17 protein-coding genes are annotated in these 18236 nt (G+C 68.5%); 11 read left to right on the top strand and 6 right to left on the bottom strand.

Annotation, left to right across the window (positions count from 1 at the left end; translation table 11 throughout):
• The 6 genes from rpsB to IRT45_RS26285 form a co-directional block, all read left to right on the top strand.
• Positions 1 to 392 (top strand): 30S ribosomal protein S2 (gene rpsB, locus IRT45_RS26310; protein ID WP_194808542.1); only part of this gene is annotated, 392 nt, incomplete at its 5' end.
• A 123-nt stretch (positions 393 to 515) separates the two neighbouring features.
• On the top strand, positions 516 to 1340 hold the full coding sequence (gene tsf / locus IRT45_RS26305) for a translation elongation factor Ts (RefSeq protein ID WP_036503639.1): 825 nt from the start codon (positions 516 to 518) through the stop codon (positions 1338 to 1340).
• A 94-nt stretch (positions 1341 to 1434) separates the two neighbouring features.
• On the top strand, positions 1435 to 1860 hold the full coding sequence (locus IRT45_RS26300) for a hypothetical protein (RefSeq protein WP_194808541.1): 426 nt from the start codon (positions 1435 to 1437) through the stop codon (positions 1858 to 1860).
• Positions 1857 to 2591: a UMP kinase gene (gene pyrH, locus IRT45_RS26295; RefSeq protein ID WP_036503626.1), complete on the top strand. Its 735-nt coding sequence runs from the start codon at positions 1857 to 1859 to the stop codon at positions 2589 to 2591. The genes IRT45_RS26300 and pyrH overlap by 4 nt, the downstream gene beginning before the upstream one ends.
• 62 nt (positions 2592 to 2653) lie before the next feature.
• The gene (gene frr, locus IRT45_RS26290) at positions 2654 to 3211 is read left to right on the top strand and encodes a ribosome recycling factor (protein WP_036503637.1); all 558 of its coding nucleotides are present in this window, start codon (positions 2654 to 2656) and stop codon (positions 3209 to 3211) included.
• Positions 3212 to 3314: 103 nt separating this feature from the next.
• The gene (locus IRT45_RS26285; protein WP_194808549.1) at positions 3315 to 4202 is read left to right on the top strand and encodes a phosphatidate cytidylyltransferase; all 888 of its coding nucleotides are present in this window, start codon (positions 3315 to 3317) and stop codon (positions 4200 to 4202) included.
• Between the two features lie 15 nt (positions 4203 to 4217).
• Here the strand turns inward: IRT45_RS26285 and IRT45_RS26280 are convergent, their stop codons facing one another.
• Complete coding sequence (locus IRT45_RS26280) at positions 4218 to 4565, bottom strand: lipopolysaccharide assembly LapA domain-containing protein (protein ID WP_194808540.1); 348 nt, start codon at positions 4563 to 4565, stop codon at positions 4218 to 4220.
• Between the two features lie 135 nt (positions 4566 to 4700).
• Here IRT45_RS26280 and rlmN point away from each other — a divergent pair, with 135 nt between their 5' ends.
• The gene (gene rlmN / locus IRT45_RS26275; protein WP_194808539.1) at positions 4701 to 5810 is read left to right on the top strand and encodes a 23S rRNA (adenine(2503)-C(2))-methyltransferase RlmN; all 1110 of its coding nucleotides are present in this window, start codon (positions 4701 to 4703) and stop codon (positions 5808 to 5810) included.
• 51 nt (positions 5811 to 5861) lie between these two features.
• Here the strand turns inward: rlmN and IRT45_RS26270 are convergent, their stop codons facing one another.
• The 5 genes from IRT45_RS26270 to aroF all read right to left on the bottom strand — a co-directional run bounded on the left by IRT45_RS26270 (position 5862) and on the right by aroF (position 12615).
• Positions 5862 to 6560, bottom strand: coding sequence for a hypothetical protein (locus tag IRT45_RS26270; RefSeq protein WP_194808538.1), 699 nt, complete (start codon positions 6558 to 6560; stop codon positions 5862 to 5864).
• Between the two features lie 85 nt (positions 6561 to 6645).
• Positions 6646 to 8469 carry an asparagine synthase (glutamine-hydrolyzing) gene (gene asnB, locus IRT45_RS26265; RefSeq protein WP_194808537.1) on the bottom strand — a complete coding sequence of 608 codons (1824 nt, stop codon included), beginning with the start codon at positions 8467 to 8469 and terminating at the stop codon, positions 6646 to 6648.
• Positions 8470 to 8483: 14 nt separating this feature from the next.
• The gene (locus IRT45_RS26260) at positions 8484 to 9923 is read right to left on the bottom strand and encodes a phenylacetate--CoA ligase family protein (protein ID WP_194808536.1); all 1440 of its coding nucleotides are present in this window, start codon (positions 9921 to 9923) and stop codon (positions 8484 to 8486) included.
• Positions 9924 to 9934: 11 nt separating this feature from the next.
• Positions 9935 to 11563: a histidine ammonia-lyase gene (gene hutH, locus IRT45_RS26255; protein WP_194808535.1), complete on the bottom strand. Its 1629-nt coding sequence runs from the start codon at positions 11561 to 11563 to the stop codon at positions 9935 to 9937.
• Positions 11560 to 12615: a 3-deoxy-7-phosphoheptulonate synthase gene (gene aroF, locus IRT45_RS26250; protein ID WP_194808534.1), complete on the bottom strand. Its 1056-nt coding sequence runs from the start codon at positions 12613 to 12615 to the stop codon at positions 11560 to 11562. The genes hutH and aroF overlap by 4 nt, the downstream gene beginning before the upstream one ends.
• A gap of 393 nt (positions 12616 to 13008) precedes the next feature.
• Between aroF and IRT45_RS26245 the strand changes: the two genes are divergently transcribed.
• The 4 genes from IRT45_RS26245 to IRT45_RS26230 are packed head-to-tail and all read left to right on the top strand — an operon-like array spanning position 13009 to position 18141.
• A complete protein-coding gene (locus IRT45_RS26245; RefSeq protein WP_194808533.1) occupies positions 13009 to 14661 on the top strand; it encodes an ABC transporter substrate-binding protein in 1653 nt (550 codons plus the stop codon).
• Complete coding sequence (locus IRT45_RS26240; protein WP_194808532.1) at positions 14658 to 15686, top strand: ABC transporter permease; 1029 nt, start codon at positions 14658 to 14660, stop codon at positions 15684 to 15686. The genes IRT45_RS26245 and IRT45_RS26240 overlap by 4 nt, the downstream gene beginning before the upstream one ends.
• Entirely contained in the window at positions 15683 to 16540 is an 858-nt protein-coding gene (locus IRT45_RS26235) for an ABC transporter permease (protein WP_194808531.1), read from the top strand. The genes IRT45_RS26240 and IRT45_RS26235 overlap by 4 nt, the downstream gene beginning before the upstream one ends.
• Positions 16537 to 18141, top strand: coding sequence for an ABC transporter ATP-binding protein (locus tag IRT45_RS26230; protein ID WP_194808530.1), 1605 nt, complete (start codon positions 16537 to 16539; stop codon positions 18139 to 18141). Before IRT45_RS26235 ends, IRT45_RS26230 begins: the two co-directional genes overlap by 4 nt.
• The last annotated feature ends 95 nt before the right edge of the window (positions 18142 to 18236 follow it).

Raw genomic sequence — 18236 nt, 5'->3', positions numbered from 1 at the left:
CGGCCATCTGGGTCGTCGACACCAACAAGGAGCACATCGCCGTCGGTGAGGCTCGCAAGCTGAACATCCCGGTCATCGCGATCCTGGACACCAACTGCGACCCCGACCTGGTCGACTACCCGATCCCGGGTAACGACGACGCGATCCGCTCGGCCGCGCTGCTCACCAAGGTTGTCGCTTCCGCGGTCGCCGAGGGCGTGCAGGCCCGCGCCTCCCGCGCCTCGGGCGATGTGAAGCCCGAAGCCGGCGCCGGCGAGCCGCTCGCCGAGTGGGAGCAGGAGCTGCTGGCGCAGGCGACCCCGGCCGCCGAGGGCGGCGAGACTGCTCCGGAGACCGCCGCCGAGGCGGAGCTGAAGGAAGAGCCGGCCACCAAGACCCCGGCCGACTTCTGATCCGGCGCGGTTCCCACCGCGATTGTCTGTTCACCCTGCCGGCCCTTCCTGTTCGGAAGCGGTCGGCATGGTGGTGCTAAGAGACCTGACAACTTTCGTAAATCTTCGAGGAGGCTCGCCACGATGGCGAACTACACCGCCCAGGATGTGAAGCGGCTCCGCGAGCTCACCGGCTCCGGAATGATGGACTGCAAGAAGGCCCTGGAGGAGACCGACGGCGACTTCGACAAGGCCGTCGAGGTGCTGCGGATCAAGGGCGCCAAGGATGTCGGCAAGCGCGCCGAGCGCGCCACCGCCGAGGGCCTGGTCGCCGCGCAGAACGGCGTGATGATCGAGCTCAACTCCGAGACCGACTTCGTCGCCAAGAACGACGAGTTCCAGAACACCGCCGGCGACATCGTCGACGCCGCCGCCAAGGTGCGCCCGGCCGACCTGGAGGCGCTCAAGGCCGTCGACGTCAACGGCAAGACCGCCGACCAGGTGGTGCAGGAGCTGGCCGCCAAGATCGGCGAGAAGCTCGAGCTGCGTCGTGTCGTGTCCTTCGACGGCCCGGTCGCCACCTACCTGCACAAGCGGTCCTCGGACCTGCCGCCGGCCGTCGGCGTGCTGGTCGAGTACCAGGGTGAGGGCGACGCCGCGGCCGAGGTCGCTCGTGCTGCCGCGATGCAGATCGCCGCGCTGAAGGCCAAGTACCTGACCCGCGAGGATGTCCCGGCCGAGGTCGTCGCCAAGGAGCGCGAGATCGCCGAGGCGACCGCCAAGGAAGAGGGCAAGCCGGAGGCCGCGCTGCCCAAGATCGTCGAGGGCCGCGTGAACGGCTTCTACAAGGACGTCGTCCTGCTGGAGCAGTCCTCGGTCACCGACAGCAAGAAGACCGTCAAGCAGCTGCTGGACGATGCCGGTGTCACCATCACCCGCTTCGCCCGCTTCGAGGTTGGTCAGGCCTGATCCACCGCGAAGGCCCCCGGTGCGACGAATTCCGTTGCGCCGGGGGCCTTTCGGTATCGATCAGCCACCGGTGCCGCAGTGGCCCGTTCCCGGAATGATGCAGTCGCTGCTGCCCGTGATCGCCCAGTTCGCCAGGAACGGTATGACGGGGAGCAGGCTGATGACGGGTGTGCTGTTGTCGACACTGCCGAACGCCGCCGCGGTACTGCCGGTGGGGATCGGTCCGGTGAAACTGGCCGGTACCGCCGGACCGGCGTTGTCCGGCGCCGAGCAGTGCCGCGGCGCAGAAAATGCGGACCGTCCGGCGAGTGATCTTCATGCGCCCGCACCTTATTTGAAACAACAACGTTTCGCAGTGGGATCGGGAATTGTCGCGTATTCGAGGGTCGGCTCACCGGCGCGACCGCCGGTGGTGCAGGATGGACGCAGCGTGTTACCGTCCCGCGCGAACAATCGCGCCCGGGAGGGTGATTTCCCGTGCGTGCGCTCGCTCGACTGCCGAGGACTAGGAGACCGATGACGGACCCGGATACGGCGCCCGACCGCAAGGGCTATCGCCGAGTACTCCTCAAATTGGGTGGGGAGATGTTCGGCGGCGGCGAGGTCGGGCTCGACCCGGATGTGGTCCAGACCGTAGCCGAGCAGATCGCCGAGGTCGTTTCGACCGGCGTGCAGGTGGCGGTGGTCATCGGTGGCGGCAACTTCTTCCGCGGCGCCGAACTCGAGGAGCGCGGGATGGAACGGGCCCGCTCCGATTACATGGGTATGCTCGGCACCGTGATGAACAGCCTTGCGCTGCAAGACTTTCTGCAGAAGCAGGGTGTCGACACCCGCGTGCAGACGGCCATCACCATGGGACAGGTCGCGGAGCCGTATCTGCCCCTGCGTGCGAAGCGGCATCTGGAGAAGGGCCGTGTGGTGATCTTCGGCGCCGGTATGGGCATGCCGTACTTCTCCACCGACACCACCGCGGCGCAGCGCGCCCTCGAGATCGGCGCCGAGGTGGTGCTGATGGCCAAGGCCGTCGACGGCGTCTTCACCGCCGACCCCAAGGTCGAGGCGGAGGCGAGCATGTTCTCCGAGATCACCCACAAGGAAGTCCTCGAGCGTGGACTCAAGGTGGCCGATGCCACCGCGTTCAGTTTGTGTATGGACAACCAGATGCCGATGCTGGTGTTCAATTTGTTGATCAAGGGCAATATCGCCCGCGCGGTGGCCGGTGAGAAAATCGGCACACTGGTTCGGTCCTGAACCCTGCGGGGATCGGTCTCGCGAATTCCGGGCCCCGAAACGATGCTGTGGAGGAAACGGTCGTGATTGATGAAGCGCTCTTCGACGCCGAGGAGAAGATGGAAAAGGCTGTCTCGGTGGCGAAGGACGACCTCGGAAGTATTCGGACCGGCCGCGCCAACCCGGGCATGTTCAACCGGGTCGTGGTCGAGTACTACGGCTCGCCGACGCCGATCACCCAGATGGCCAGCATCACCGTGCCCGAACCGCGCATGGTCGTCATCAAACCCTACGAGCAGGGGCAGTTGCAGACGATCGAGACCGCGATCCGCAATTCGGATCTGGGCGTGAATCCGACCAACGACGGCACCATCATCCGCGTGGTGATCCCGCAGTTGACCGAGGAACGCCGGCGAGAACTGGTGAAGCAGGCGAAATCCAAGGGGGAGGACGCCAAGATCGCCATTCGCAATGTGCGGCGCAAGTCGATGGACGAGCTCAACCGCATCCAGAAGGACGGCGAGGCCGGCGAGGACGAGGTCGGTCGCGCCGAGAAGGAACTGGACAAGACCACCCAGAAATACGTTGCCCAGATCGACGAGCTGGTCAAGCACAAGGAATCGGAACTGCTCGAGGTGTGAGACTCGGCCCGGCGCGACGATGCGGCACGGGCCCGGGGACGGAGTGGACGAATAAGTGAGCGACGGGACAATCGTGGCCGAAGAAGCCGCAGCCGGCGAGACGATGCCGGCGAGCGACCCGGCCGGTGCAACACCGGCTCCCGACACGCCCTCGGCGCAGCCGAGCGGTAAGCCCTCCCGCGCCGGTCGCAATTTACCGGCCGCGCTGGCGGTCGGCGGCGGCCTCGGCGTATCGCTGATCGCGATCCTGCTCTTCGTTCCGAAGGTTCTGATCGGAGTCATCGCGGTCGCGATGGCGATCGCCACCTGGGAGGTCGCCAAGCGACTGCGCGAGGCCGATGTCCTGGTGCCGCGGGTGCCGCTCATCGTCGGGGGACAGGCGATGATCTGGCTGGCCTGGCCCTACGGCACTCAGGGCGTGGCGGGTGCCTTCGCGGCGACCGCGCTGGTGTGCATGGTGTGGCGACTGTTCGACCACGGCCTGGCGGCCACGCCGCGAAACTTCCTGCGCGACACCGCGATCACGGTGTTCGTGGTGTCCTGGATCCCGCTGCTGGCCTCGTTCGCGGTGCTGATGCTGCAGCAGGACGACGGCAATCTCCGCGTGCTGACCTTCATGATCCTGGTGGTCTGCTCCGATGTCGGCGGCTATGTGGCCGGCGTGCTGTTCGGCCGCCATCCGATGGTGCCGGCCATCAGCCCGAAGAAGTCGTGGGAGGGTTTCGCCGGCTCGCTGGTGTTCTGCATCATCGGGGGACTGCTCACGGTGACGCTGCTGCTGCAGGCCAATTCGATGATCGGCGTGCTGCTGGGCGTCGCGGTCGTGCTCGTGGCGACCTGCGGGGATCTGATCGAATCGCAGATCAAGCGCGAGCTGGGTATCAAGGACATGGGCACGCTGCTGCCCGGGCACGGCGGCATCATGGATCGCCTCGACTCGATGCTGCCCTCGGCGTTCGTCTCCTGGCTGGTCCTGACCGCCCTGCTCTGACCGCCCTGCTCGCACTCAGCGCCGCTTCGCCGCGCGCCGCAACTGCATGATCCGCCAGCCGCCGGCCAGCGCCATCACCAGCGCTCCGGCGATCACCGACAGCAGCAGCGTGACGCCGAGCGGCAGGTTGAACTGCCAGAAGAACAGGTGGATCCGCACCTGATCGAGGTTCTGCAGGATGAAGATCAACAGCAGCACCCCGATGACCGCCGCCGCGACCAGCGCCACCCAGGTGTAGCCCGCGCGGGTCTTGAGGGCTCGGTTGCGGCGGACGGGCGCGGTCGAGGGCGGACTGTCGACGCGCGGGGGATCGGTGTGCGGGGCCGGATCCGGTCCGTGGCTCGGTACTGCGTCGCTGGTCATATTTCGATCATTCCCGATCGCTATGGCGGATATGCGTATCTCCGGAATACCCGTTCGCCCGCGCCGTAACTGTGATCGGGTTATCCCTGCCCGCGGGCGGCGGGCCGGTACCGGCAATGCGACACTGGAAGGGTTATGACTACCTCCCTGCCGCTCGTTTTCGATGCTCCGCGCCGTGGAATGCCGCCGCGGCATCTCGCCGACCTCGATTCGGCCCAGCGGCGGCAGGCGGTGGAGGAACTCGGACTGCCGAAGTTCCGGGCCGATCAGATCGCCCGGCAGTACTACGGGCGGCTGCAGGCCGACCCGCGGCAGATGACCGATCTGCCCGAGCCGATGCGGGAGAAGATCGCCGAGGCGTTGTTCCCGCCGCTGCTCAGCGAGGTGCGGCAGGTGGTGTGCGATGCGGGCACCACCCGCAAGACCCTGTGGCGCGCCGGTGACGGCACCCTGCTCGAGAGCGTGCTGATGCGCTATCCCGACCGCAACACGCTGTGTATCTCCAGCCAGGCCGGCTGCGGTATGGCCTGCCCGTTCTGCGCGACCGGGCAGGGCGGGCTGAACCGCAACCTCTCCACCGCCGAGATCGTCGACCAGGTGCGCGCGGCCGCCGCGGCGCTGCGCGACGGCGAGGTGGCCGGCGGTGCCGGTCGTCTGTCGAACATCGTGTTCATGGGCATGGGTGAGCCGCTCGCCAACTACAAGCGTGTGGTGGCGGCGGTCCGGCGCATCACCGCTCCCGCACCGGACGGCCTGGGTATCTCGCAGCGCAACGTGGTCGTGTCGACCGTCGGCCTGGCCCCCGCGATCCGCAAACTGGCCGACGAGGGCCTGTCGGTGACGCTGGCCGTGTCCCTGCACACGCCGGACGACGAATTGCGAGATACGTTGGTGCCGGTCAACAATCGCTGGTCGGTCGCCGAAGTCCTCGACGCCGCACGGTATTACGCCGACAAGACCGGTCGCCGCGTCTCGGTCGAATACGCCCTCATCCGCGATATCAACGACCAGCCCTGGCGAGCCGACATGCTGGGCCAGAAGCTGCACAAGGCGCTGGGCGCCCGTGTCCACGTGAACCTGATCCCGTTGAATCCGACGCCGGGCTCGAAGTGGGACGCCTCACCGAAACCTGTTGAGCGGGAATTCGTTCGGCGAGTGGAAGCACAGGGCGTGCCGTGCACCGTACGCGATACCCGCGGGCAGGAGATCGCCGCGGCCTGCGGACAACTCGCCGCGGAGGGCTAGACACCGTCCGTCGGGCAGGCCCCCGGCGATCCGGAAGCCCGCCCGCACCGCCTATGCCGCCGGTTTGGTGAACGGCTGGTTGATGGTCGTGAAGTATTGCGCCGCGGCCAGAATCGCCACCGGTGCCGTCACCAGCAGCTGACCGATCAGGGTGCCGAGGGCACCGATCGCCACGATGCCGCCGACGCAGCCCACCACCGCCGCCGGAACGAACGGGCCGAACAGGCCGACGATCGTCGCGGAGGCGACGGTGGCTCCGGCGATGCCGCCGAGCAGGCAGCCGATCGCGCCGCCGCTGAGCCCGCCGATCAGGGTGCCGATCGTGGCGCCCGCCCCGATCGTGCTGGTCAGGCGGGACCAGGCGGCCTGCTCGCGATCGTAGGGCGTCTTCCACGGCGCCTGATCCTCGTACGGCAGTGCGACGGGGCGGTATGTCGCATGCGCGAGGTCCAGTTGCGGTGTCAGGGTCGCGGTGTGGCCCGAGATGTCCGCGGCGATCGGGAAGACGAAATCGTCCACCCGGAAGGACAATTCGGTGCCCGCGAGCACGGTGCCGTCGGCCGCCTTGAGCCTGAAGACGCCGGCCTCGTCGGTCAGCGAACCGCTGTCGGTGCGGATGATCGTCGACGTCGGAGTCGTGGTGGCGGTGTAGTTCACCGCCCCGGCCTCGGCCGGATCGGCGTGGGCGAGCGCCGGCGCGACACTCAGTGTGGTGGCCAGCAGTGCGCTCGCCGCGATCATTTTCCTCATCTTTTCCTTTTCCTTTCCTCTCCCGGAACCGGTCCGCACCATCGGTTCTCGACGGGGGCCGGTGGTGGGTACGGGCCGGGTGCGGCTACAGCCGCACCTCGACGCGGTAGTCGCGCAGCCAGGTGTTGAGCTGCAGGGCGCGGGGCAGCCAGGGCGGCGGGGTGAAGGTGCCGCTGTGCCAGCGATCGCCCTCGGCGAGTTCGGCGAGCGCGCCGGTGTTCAGCAGCGCCAGCGCGGGGGCGGTCGGGTCGGCCAGCATGGCGCGGGTGGCCTCGCGCACCGCGGCGAGATAGTGCGGGCTCTGGCCGAACGGGAAGCCACTCTTGGGCCGCTTGGCGACCTGCGGTGGCAGCCACGGCTCGGCCGCCGCGCGCAGGATTCCCTTCTCCTGGCCGCCGTGGCGCTTGAGATCCCACGGCACGTTCCAGAGATATTCGACGAGCCGGTGATCGCAGAACGGCAGCCGGACCAGCAGCCCGGTGCGCATGCTCATCCGGTCCTTGCGGTCGAGCAGGAACGGCAGGAAGCGGGTGAGTTCGAGATGGAAGACCTCCCGGATGCGCCGGTCCGGGCCCTCCTCACCGGCGAGCGGGGCCAGTTCGGCGACGGCCTCGCGATGCCGGTCCACCACCGCCGCGTCCAGGTCGAGATGGGCGCGCAGTTCGGGCGACAGCATCGCGTTGCGGTCGGTGTTGCCCGCGGCCCACGGGAAACTGCCGCTGGACGCGGTGGCCTCGGCGGCGAACCAGGGGTATCCGCCGAAGATGTCGTCGGCGCCTTCTCCGGACAGCACCACGTCCGCGTAGCGGCGGACCTCCCGGAACAGCAGGTAGAGCGAGACATCCAGATCGCCGACGCCGGGGATGTCGCGCGCCCGCAGCGTTTCGCCCATCTCGTCCAGCAGGGCGGGCGTGTCGAGGAGGACCTCGGTGTGGTCGGTGCCGACATGGTCCACCACCGCCCGCACGTACGGCGCGTCCCGGCTGACGTGCAGGGCGTCGGGGGTGAAATCGGTGTCGCTGCCGGCGAAGTCGACCGAATAGGTGGCCAGTTTCGCGTCGCCGCGCGCCCGCGCCGCCAAGGCGGTGATGACGCTGGAATCCAGGCCGCCGGAGAGCAGCCCGGCGGCCGTGCCGGTGCGGGTCTGCCGCTCGACGATATCGGTGAGCAGCTCGCGCAGCGTGGCGATCGTGGTGTCGACATCGTCGGTGTGCGGTGCGCTGACCGGCTGCCAGTACCGGTGATGGTGCAGGCCGTTGTGATCGGCGCGCACGATCCAGCCCGGCCGCACCTCGCGCAGTCCGCGATAGACCGCGTCACCGGGACGCCGCATCGCCACGGTGAAGATGTCGATCAGTCCCTCGACATCCACCTGGGGCCGGAACAACTCGTTGGCCAGCAACGCTTTCGGTTCCGAGCCGAACAGCAGCCCGCCGGGGTGTTCGGCGTAGTAGAGCGGTTCGATGCCCAGCCGGTCGCGGGCCAGCAGCAGTTCGCCGCGGCGCACGTCCCAGACGGCGAAGGCGAACATGCCGTCGAGGCGGCGCAGCGCGTCGGCGCCCCACTCCAGGTAGGCGTGCAGCACCACCTCGGCGTCCGGGTCCGTCGCACCGGTGAAGGCGTGGCCCCGGACGCTCAGTTCGTGGCGGAGTTCGGCGGTGTTGTAGATCTCGCCGGACAGTGTGAGCACCGCGATCGGCCGTCCGGCCTCGCCGGTGACGACGGGCTGCCCGTTGTCGAGCAGATCGGCCACCGCGAGGACGTTGCGGCCCAGCGCGATTCGCTGTTCCAGCCAGATGCCGCCGCCGTCGGGCCCGCGGTGGGCGAGTGCGTCGGACATGGCCCGGACCGTCGTGGTGTGCTCGCGCAGATCGCGGTCGCGGTCGAGCCAGCCGGTGATTGCGGACATGAGTCGTCGTCTCCTCAGGCACCGGGTGCGAGTTCGGCGATCGTCTGCCGCACCACGGCGTCGATCGGGGCGGGCAACCGGTCCCAGTTCTTCTCGTCGTCGAGGTCGAGGACCCGCGAGAGCTTCCAGCCGAGGTACTGGCCGAGAGAGGCCAGCGGCGGCAGGACCGGCACCGGGCGCACGGTCACCTCCTCGCGGCCGAACAGCGCGCGCAACCGGCCGGCTAGCACATCGGTCCACGGACCGGCGGGGTCGCCGTCGTAGGTGACCAGGAACACGACCTGGCGGCCGCGCACGACGACCATGTAGTTGAAGACCGTCGCCGCGGGCAGCGGCTGTTCCCACACCGCAGCCTCGAGGTCGTTCTGCCGAATACCGTTGCGGTCCAGCACCAGAAGGTCCTGGGAACGTCCCTGGGTGAGCAGGACCGGGGTGGCGACACCGCACGGGCACGGGGTCGCGTCGATCTCGACGAGATCGCCGGTGCGGTAGCGCAGCAGCGGCCGGGCGGGCAGATCGAGCGTGGTCAGCACCAGTTCACCGCGATCGGAGCTGTTGCCGATGCGGCGAATTCCGTTGTCGTCGGCCAGCTCCAGCAGGAAGCTCTGCGGTTGCAGGTGGAGCTGTCCCCGCTCACAGGTGACCGCGGGTGTTCCGGTCTCGGAGGAGCCGTAGGAGGACACGTACGAGTGCGCGCCGGTCAGGCGTTCGAGGTGACGGCGGAAACTGGGACCGGTCTGCTCCGCCATCAGCAGCAGCCGATCGAAGCGCGGAGCGGGCAGATCGTTGCGGTGGGCGAACTGCACCATTTCCAGCAGCCGCGACGGGGGGCCGACGAAGACGTTCGCGCCGAGTTGGTCGACCAGCCGCAGCACCCGGGTGTAGTCGCCGGTGATGTTGTCCACCCAAGGCCGCAGCGACATGACCTCGAGGTATTCCAGCGCCTTCTCGAACTGGTAGGCGGCGGGGGCGAACGGGGCGTTGATCAGGATCAGCGCGATATCCTTCGGCTGCAGCAGCCGGGCCCACATCTCGCCGATGTTGACGGTGTTGACCAGCAGATCGTCCAGTGCTTTCGGCGCGGCGGCGGGATCGCCGGTGGTGCCGGAGGATTCGTAGTAGTGCAGGAATTCGTTCAGCGGCCGGGTGAACGCCTCGGCCCCGAACCGGCCCAGTTCGCGCTTGCCGAGCAGCGGGAGCGACGGCAGGATCTCGGTGAGCACCCGCTCGTCGGAAATTGTTGTGCCCGTGTCGATCTCGGCGAGCAGATCGGCCGGCAGCCGTCCCTCGTACATGGGGGAGCCGGCGGCGGCCCGGACGGTGCGCAGCAGTTTCGCGGCGTGGACCCGGTCGAGGTCGGCGGTGCCGTCGAGAACCGAGCGAACCAGGCGGGTGTGTTCGTCGAGCAGGGCCTCGTTCTTCGCGCGCGTGCGCGTATCGCGTAGCAGCAACATCGGTACGGCTCCTAACCGTGGGGGATGAAAAGGGGATCGGCGACGCCGGCGGCGGCACGCACCGATCCGTCGGCGATCAGCCGGGCGACGCGCTCGATATCGCGGTCCATGCGGCGATCACGGTCGGTGAAGGGGACGTGCGCGCGAATCAGTTCGTGGACCCGGCGCACCGCGGGCGCGGCCTGCGCGGCGCCGCGGATATCGATCGCCTGCGCGAGCGCGATGAGGTGGATGGCGGTGACCTGCCGCGTCAACTCGATGACGGTCCGCGCGTCGCGGGCGGCGATCGTGCCCATGCTGACCTTGTCCTGGTTGTGCGATTCGGTCGAGCGCGACAGCACGGTCGCCGGACCGCTGAGACCGAGTGCCTCGGCGGTGACCGCGGACGCGGCGATCTGCATGCCTTTGAACCCGTGGTGCAGACCGGACTGCCGGTCGGACTCCGGCAGCGGCGCGACGAGATTGGCGGTCAGGCCCGCGTTGAACTTCTCGTCCACCACCAGGGCGAGCTGGCGGTCCAGCAGATCGGCGAGACTGGCCACGGCGATCTTCAGGCTGTCCATGGCCTGTCCGACGTGGCCGGCGTAGAAATTGCCGCCGTGATGCAATTCGCCCGTCTCCCAGGCGAAGAGCGGATTGTCGGTAGAGGAGTTGATCTCGGTCTCGACCCACCTGCGGGTCCACTCGAGACTGTCGCGCAGCACGCCGTTGACATGCGGTGCGCAGCGCACCGAGTACTTGTCCTGGATGCGGTGGTCCAGCAGCAGGAACCCGCGGCCGTCCAGGGTGTCGCGGCGGACCAGGATCTCCTCGTAACTGGTGGTGAGCTTCGAACCGGCGAGCAGTTCCCGGATCAGCGCGGCGCTGGCGCCCTGACCCGGATGGGGCTTGTTGGCGTGCACGAACGGGTGGAAATGAGAAGCATTGCCCAGCAGTGCTTCACAGGTCATCGCGGTGGCGACGTCGGCGGCGTAGGCCAGCTCGGCCGCGTCGGTGAGCGCCAGCGCCGCGAAGGCCGCGGTGAAGGAGGTGCCGTTGATCAGCGCCAGGCCCTCCTTCGGGCCCAGTGCGACCGGTGCGATGCCCGCCTCCCGCAACGCGTCGAGCGCCGGCCGGGTCGCGCCGCGGTAGCGCACCTCACCCTCACCGATCAGCGCCGCCGCGACGTAGCACAGCGGCACCAGATCGCCGCTGGCGCCGAGTGATCCGCGTTCGGGGATCAACGGCAGGATGTCCTCGTCGAGGTGCCGCAGCAACGTCGCCACCACCTCGGGGCGGACCGCGGACGGCCCGCGGGTGAGGCAGTTCGCCCGGATCAGCATGGTGGCGCGGGCCACCTCCGGGGTCGCGATCGGCCCGACGCCGTTGAGGTGATACAGGATCAGGTTGCGCTGCAGCGCAGCCGCTTTCGACGGTGCGATCTGCCGGTTGACGCTGTCGCCGAATCCGGTGGTGACGCCGTAGATCGGTATCCCCGTTTCCAGCAGCTCGTTCTTCAGCAGCACCGATTCCGACATCCCGGCCTGGGCCACCGGTGCGATGCTGACCGAGATCGGCGCGTCGCGGCGCGCCACCGCCGCCACGTCGGTGAGATGTAAACCGTTGCCGTCCAGAACCAGTTCGGTACTCGTGGTGGTCATGACAGTTCGGCCAGCAGCTCGGGGGCGGAGACGAATTCGCGGCCGAGAGCGCTCGCGAGCCCGCGCAGATCCGCGGCGAAGCGGTCGAATTGCGCCAGATCCAGCGACTGTGCGCCGTCGGAGAGCGCCTCGTGCGGACGCGGATGTACCTCGACGATCAGTCCGTCGGCACCGGCGGCGAGCGCGGCGGCCGACATCGGCGGCACATATCGCGTCGCGCCGGTGCCGTGGCTCGGGTCGACCAGAATCGGCAGGTGGGACAGTTCCTTGACCACCGGAACGGCGTTGAGGTCCAACGTGAACCGGGTCGAGCGTTCGAACGTGCGGATCCCGCGCTCACAGAGGATCACGTTGTCGTTGCCGTGCGCGAGCAGATATTCCGCCGCGTTGAGCCATTCGTGCACGGTCGCCGACATGCCGCGCTTGAGCAGCACCGGCCGTCCCGTCAGCGCCAATTCGGTGAGCAGGCTGAAGTTCTGCATATTGCGCGCGCCGACCTGCAGGACGTCGGCGGCATCGCCGATCAGCTCGATATCGCGGGCGTCGAGGATTTCGGTGACGATCGGAAGTCCGGTCTGCGCCCGCGCCTCGCGCAGCAGCGGCAGCCCGATGTGGCCGAGGCCGTGGAAGCTGTAGGGGGAGGTGCGCGGTTTGAAGATGCCGACGCGCAGCATGGCCGCGCCGGCGGCCTTGACCCGATGGGCCGTTTCCAGCAGCACCTCCGGGGTTTCGGCCGAGCACGGCCCGGCGATGATCACCGGCCGGCCGTCGCCGACCGGCACCGAGCCGACGTGCACCACCGACCCCTCCGGTCGATGCGCCCGCGCCGCGAGCGGAAACGACGTCCCTTCCGGCAGGACGCGGGTCACGTACTCACTGCGGGTGAGTTCGGCCTCCAGGACGGGACCGGAGGCGCCCCACGCCACGATCAGGAAGCCGTCGCGGGTGCGCCGGGTGGTCGCGGCGGCGGGCAGTTGCCGGATCCGGGACAGCAGGTCCTGCAACCGGTTTTCGTCGATATCGCCGCGGGTGTGCGCTACGTAGACGGTCATCGTGTCGGCCTCCTCGGGTCGCCGAACCCTGGGGCAGCAGCATTGGTGCGAGCCAGGCGGGAAGAAAACGATCGAATTGCGATCGCACATCATTCTGTTTCGACCGGGAATATCGGTCTTCCGGCCACGGCCCTATTGCGTTCGGGTCCAGCGGCGTGTTTTCCGGACATCGACCCGTACCGGAGACCGGGTTCCGTCCCCGGCTGTGGGCCGTCCTCGCATTTCTGTACTGGACTTTTGCCGGTCGAATTACCGCGCTCGCAGCGGTTAGCTTTTGTCAATGTTTGGAATCCGCCTTCGGCGAAAAGCTGTGTGCCGACCTGTCGTCGACTTCACTGAAATTCCCCGTAGCCCGTCCGATGCGCGCCCGGCGCGCCGACGAAAGAATGTGTGATGCGAAAAAAGAGTCGGTCGATTTCCGGATCGATCGCGGGAGTAATGGTGGTGGTCGCGCTGGTCACAGCCTGTTCGTCCGGCGGTTCCGGCGCGGATGACGAATCCGCCACGCCGGTTTCCGGCGGTACGCTGACCTACGCCTCCTATCGCGACGCGACCTGCATGGATCCCCATGTCAGCCCGGGTGACATCGTCGGAGAACTGCAGCGCAACGTATTCGACTCGCTCGTCGCGCAGAAATCCGACGGCACCTTCGCTCCGTGGCTGGCGAGCGCGTGGAAGATTTCTGCCGACGGTAAAGAATATGTGTTCACACTGCGCCCGGATGTGAAATTCTTCGACGGCGCACCGTTCGATGCCGCGGCCGTGAAAGCCAACTTCGAACATATTCTCGCGCCGGCCACGAAATCGCAGTACGCGGCGAGTCTCCTCGGGCCCTACGCCGGCACGGACATCGTCGACGACCACACCGTGCGAGTCCGCTTCACTCAGCCCTATTCGCCGTTCCTGCAGGCGGCCAGCACCGCCTACCTGGGGTTCTACTCACCGAAGGTGCTGGCCGAACACCCGGACGAGCTGTGCGGAGGCGGCCGCTACGCGGTGGGGAGCGGGCCGTTCCGGGAGGTGAGTGTGACCCACGGCCAGGGCATCGAATTCGAGCGGAATCCGGACTACGCCTGGCCGCCGGCGACCGCGCGGCACACCGGTCCGGCGTATCTGGACAAATTGTCGGTCCGGTATCTCACCGAGGACGCGGTGCGCACGGGCGCGCTGCGGGGTGGGCAGGTCGATGTGATCGCCGGTACGCCGCCAGCCGATTATCAAGCGCTGCAGCAGGATCCGGCGTACCGGATCGTTCGCGGTGATGCGCCGGGGGCGCCGTACACGTTCTTCTTCAATCAGTCGAAGGAGCCGTTCTCCGATATCCGGGCGCGGCAGGCGGTGAGTGCGGCCATCGATATCGACGGCATCGTCGACAGCATCTATCTGGGGGTCTACCCGCGCGCGTACGGACCACTGTCCGCCTCGACTCCCGGCTACGACGCCTCGGTGGAGAAGCGGCCGGGCTACGACGTGGCGAAGGCCAACCGCCTGCTCGACGAACTGGGCTACACCGGGCGCGACGCCCAGGGCTATCGCATCAAGGACGGTCACCGGTTCGGCCTGGTGCTGCCGTACGCGTCGAATCTGGTGCGGGAGTCCCGGGATCTGGTCACCCAGGCGGTGCAGCAGGATCTGAAGAAGGTCGGCATCGAATTGCGGCTCACCCCGGTCGATTACGGCACCTACACCACGATCATCGCCGCCAACGGCTACGACCTGGTCGGCGCGAGCTGGGGCCGATCCGATGCGGACGTGCTCGCCACGCTGTACCAGTCTGACCGCTCGGTCGCCAAGGGTGGCGCCAACAACGGAAAGGTCGCCGACCCGCAACTGGACGCGCTGCTGCAGCAGGGCCGTGCCACCGCCGATCCCGCGCAGCGGGCCGCCGCCTACAAGCAGGCGCAGCAGTTGATCCTCGACAAGGCCTACGCCCTGCCGATCTACGTCTTCACCGGTGTCTACACCGCGGCCGCGCATGTGCACGGCTTCGGGCTGGATGCCAACGGCTGGAGCAACTTCTACGACACCTGGGTGGAGCACTCGTGACCGGGCAGGTGCTTCGCATCCTCGTTCACCGGATCTGGACCGGTGCGCTGGTATTGCTGGGCGCGGTCACCCTGACCTTCTTCGCCCTGCGGCTGGCGCCGGGAAATCCGGTCGACACCCTGCTGGGCGCCCAGACCAGCGCGTCACCGCGCGTGCGGGCGCAGATCGCCGCCGATCTGGGACTGGATCAGCCGGTGTGGCGGCAGTATCTGCACACCGTGGTGCGTCCGCTCACCGGCGATCTCGGCCGCTCCTATCAGCTGCAGGAGGACGTGAAAAGCCTGCTGCTGAGCCAACTTCGGCCCACGGCGGAGCTGGCGCTGTGCGCCCTGGTGCCCGCCGTCCTGGTGGCCGTGCTGGCGGCGACCTCGACGGCCGGCCGGGGCCGGTTCGTGCGTGCGGCGGTGTCCGGCGCGGAACTGCTCGCGGTATCGCTGCCGCCGTTCTGGCTGGGACTGCTGCTGATCACGGCATTCGCCTTCCGTCTGCACGTCTTCCCGGTCGCCGGTGACCACGGCGCGGCGAGTCTGGTGTTGCCGGCGCTGAGCCTGGCGGTACCGATGGCGGGCGAATTGGGGCAGGTGCTGCGCGGGAATCTGGACCGGACCCTGGAACAGCCGTTCGTCGCGACACTGCGGGCGCGCGGACTGTCCGAGCCCGGCCTGCGCGTGCGCCACGCGCTGCGCCACGGATCGCTGGCCACGGTCACCATGACCAGCTGGATGCTCGGCACGCTGTTCAGCGGGACCGTCCTGGTGGAGACGCTGTTCGCGCGGCCCGGTATCGGCCGGATCACCGTGAACGCGGTGACCACCAAGGACTTTCCGGTGGTGAGCGCGGTGGTGCTGCTGGCAGCGGTGCTGTTCGTGGTGATCAATCTGGTGGTGGATCTGCTGTATCTGGTTCTCGATCCGCGGCTGCGTGCGCCCCGCGCGCGGTCGGTGCGCGTGCCGGCCGCCGCGCCGGCGGACGTCGCCGTTGCGGTCGTGGCCGATGCCGAACCCGTCGGAAAGGGGACGCCGTGAGCAGATGGATCGAAGCCCTGCGGGAAAATCCCGGGAGTCGACTGCGTTCGGTGCCGTGGCCGGTATGGATCGCCGCGATCGTCTTCGCCTTCCTGGTCGTCGCCGCGCTGGCGCCGCATCTGGTGACCGGAGTGGACCCCACCGCGATGGCCCGCCGTCAGACCCTGCGGCCGCCGAGCGGAGAGCACCTGTTCGGCACCGACCAACTCGGCCGCGACGTCTTCGCCAGAACCGTGCACGCCACGCGGATCTCACTGGGCATCGGGGTGGCGGCGACGGCGATCGGATTCGGCCTGGGCGCGGTGATCGGACTGTTCGCCTCGGGCCCGTCGCGGCTGCTGGACGCGGTGCTGATGCGGCTGACCGACACCATGCTGGCCTTTCCCGGGATGCTGCTGGCGCTGGTGGTGATCGCGGTATCCGGGCCGGGAGCGCGTAATTCGGCCATCGCCATCGGGCTGGCCACCATCCCGTACCACGCCCGGCTGGTTCGGTCGCAGGCGCTCGAGGTGCGCCACAGCGGATATGTGGAGGCCGCGCGCACTCTGGGACAGAGTCGATCGCGGATCGCGCTGCGCCACGTCCTGCCGAATGCGCTGACGACGCTGGTGGTGCTGGCGACGCTCGGTGTGGGCACCGCGATCGTGGCGGGTGCGGGCCTGAGTTTTCTCGGACTCGGCGTGATACCGCCGACACCCGAATGGGGCTCGATGCTGTCGGAGGGACGCAATCTCGTCGGCCGGGCCTGGTGGATCGGGGTGTTCCCCGGTTTGTTCGTGGTCGCCTCGGTCGTCTCGATCACGGTGCTGAGCCGGTACTGGCAGCGCCTGGCGGAAGGAAGGACCGCGCGATGACAGCGCTCGAATTCGAGGATCTCACCGTCTCTTTCGGCGAGACCGAGGTCGTCCACGGCATCTCGTTGCGGGTGCGGGCGGGTGAATGCGTGGCCGTGGTGGGCGAATCCGGTTCCGGCAAAAGCGTTTCCGCGCGCGCTCTGATCGGGCTCACTCAGCGCGACGGCCGCGTGCGGGCGGCGCGGCTGCGCATCGGCGACCACGACGCGCGCGGATGGTCGCAGCGGCGCTGGCGGAACGTGCGGGGCAGCACCGTCGGCTATGTCACGCAGAACGCGCTGGCGTCGTTGGATCCGTTGCGGCGGGTCGGGCAGGAACTGGGCGAGGCGTTGCGGGTGCACCGCAGCGTCCCCGCGGCCTCGATTCCCGACCGTGCGCTGGAGCTGCTGCGACGGGTGGGAGTTCCCGATCCGGTCAACCGGTTGCGGCAATATCCGCACGAGCTTTCCGGAGGGCTGCGCCAGCGCGTCCTGATCGCGAGTGCCCTTGCGGCGCAACCACAATTCCTCATCGCCGACGAACCGACCACCGCCTTGGACGCCACCGTCCAGCGCCAGATCCTCACGCTGCTGCGCGACATTCGCGATGCCGGCACCGGTGTGCTGCTGATCAGCCATGACCTGGCGGTGGTCGCGGAGGTGGCGGATCGGATCGTGTTGATGCGTGACGGCCGGATCGTCGAGGAGGGCACGACGGCCGAAATACTCGGCCGTCCCGGACACGAGTACACCAGACTGCTGCTGGCCGCGGTGCCCTCGGCGCATACCCGGGGCGCGCGGCTCTCGCCGGTCGAATTCGATCTCGCCGCGCAGTTGCCCGCCCGGGCCGCGGTGACGACGACGGAACCGCTCGTACGACTGGCGGGCGCGCACCGCCGGTTCGGTAAGCCCGACGGCGGGGTCACCGTCGCGCTCGACGGAGTCGATTCGGTGGTCGCGCCGGGCCGGGTGGTCGGCGTGGTGGGCGAATCGGGTTCGGGCAAGAGCACTTTCGCGCGGGTACTGCTGGGGCTCGAGCGGCTCGACTCCGGTTCCCTGACCGTCGCTCCGGGCACCAGTGTCCAGGCGGTCTTCCAGGATGCGCTCGGATCGTTCGACCCGCGGTTCACGGTGCGCCGGGTGCTGGCCGAGGCCCTGGAGGCGGGCCGGGTGCCGCGCGCCGCCCGCGACGGCCACGCCCGCCGGCTCCTGGCCGCGGTGGGATTGTCCGAGACGGTGCTGCCTCGTCGTCCGCTGGAACTGTCCGGTGGTCAGCAGCAGCGGGTCGCGATCGCGCGGGCGCTGGCCCCCGCTCCGGATGTGATCGTCTGCGACGAACCGGTGTCCGCGCTGGATGTGTCGGTGCAGGCCCAGATCCTGGATCTGCTGTTGCGGGTGCGAGCCGAACTCGGTGTGGCACTGGTGTTCATCTCCCACGACCTCGGTGTCGTCCACCACGTCAGTGACGAGATCCTGGTCATGCGGTCGGGTCGCGTGGTCGAATCCGGTCCGGCCGACGAACTGTTCGCCGACCCGCGTGACCCGTACACGCGCGAACTGCTCGCCGCGGTGCCGACGCTCCCGGTGGCGCAAGGCGGAGCCGTGCGGTTCGAAAGTCGTTGATGGCAGGTCGATCCCGGGCTGCGGACCGGGGCGTGGATCCGGACCACGGGCCGAAGACGCTGGCCCGGCGCGTCAGCACACTGGGGGCACCGTCG

This window comes from Nocardia sp. BSTN01 (assembly GCF_015354405.1).
In the GTDB taxonomy this organism is placed as follows: Bacteria; Actinomycetota; Actinomycetes; order Mycobacteriales; family Mycobacteriaceae; genus Nocardia.
The sequence above is the reverse complement of the archived record's forward strand: the minus strand, read 5'-3'. Positions and strand labels throughout refer to the sequence as shown.

What these genes read in the sequence shown, in the direction of transcription:
- hutH (WP_194808535.1), bottom strand. Translation starts at nt 11,563, where the DNA reads ATGACCACCACGAGTACCGAACTGGTTCTGGACGGCAACGGTTTACAT.
- aroF (WP_194808534.1), bottom strand. Translation starts at nt 12,615, where the DNA reads ATGACCGTCTACGTAGCGCACACCCGCGGCGATATCGACGAAAACCGG.
- IRT45_RS26280 (WP_194808540.1), bottom strand. Translation starts at nt 4,565, where the DNA reads ATGACCAGCGACGCAGTACCGAGCCACGGACCGGATCCGGCCCCGCAC.
- tsf (WP_036503639.1), top strand. Translation starts at nt 516, where the DNA reads ATGGCGAACTACACCGCCCAGGATGTGAAGCGGCTCCGCGAGCTCACC.
- rlmN (WP_194808539.1), top strand. Translation starts at nt 4,701, where the DNA reads ATGACTACCTCCCTGCCGCTCGTTTTCGATGCTCCGCGCCGTGGAATG.
- IRT45_RS26300 (WP_194808541.1), top strand. Translation starts at nt 1,435, where the DNA reads ATGATGCAGTCGCTGCTGCCCGTGATCGCCCAGTTCGCCAGGAACGGT.
- IRT45_RS26270 (WP_194808538.1), bottom strand. Translation starts at nt 6,560, where the DNA reads ATGAGGAAAATGATCGCGGCGAGCGCACTGCTGGCCACCACACTGAGT.
- IRT45_RS26245 (WP_194808533.1), top strand. Translation starts at nt 13,009, where the DNA reads ATGCGAAAAAAGAGTCGGTCGATTTCCGGATCGATCGCGGGAGTAATG.
- IRT45_RS26230 (WP_194808530.1), top strand. Translation starts at nt 16,537, where the DNA reads ATGACAGCGCTCGAATTCGAGGATCTCACCGTCTCTTTCGGCGAGACC.
- IRT45_RS26285 (WP_194808549.1), top strand. Translation starts at nt 3,315, where the DNA reads ATGCCGGCGAGCGACCCGGCCGGTGCAACACCGGCTCCCGACACGCCC.
- pyrH (WP_036503626.1), top strand. Translation starts at nt 1,857, where the DNA reads ATGACGGACCCGGATACGGCGCCCGACCGCAAGGGCTATCGCCGAGTA.
- IRT45_RS26260 (WP_194808536.1), bottom strand. Translation starts at nt 9,923, where the DNA reads ATGTTGCTGCTACGCGATACGCGCACGCGCGCGAAGAACGAGGCCCTG.
- asnB (WP_194808537.1), bottom strand. Translation starts at nt 8,469, where the DNA reads ATGTCCGCAATCACCGGCTGGCTCGACCGCGACCGCGATCTGCGCGAG.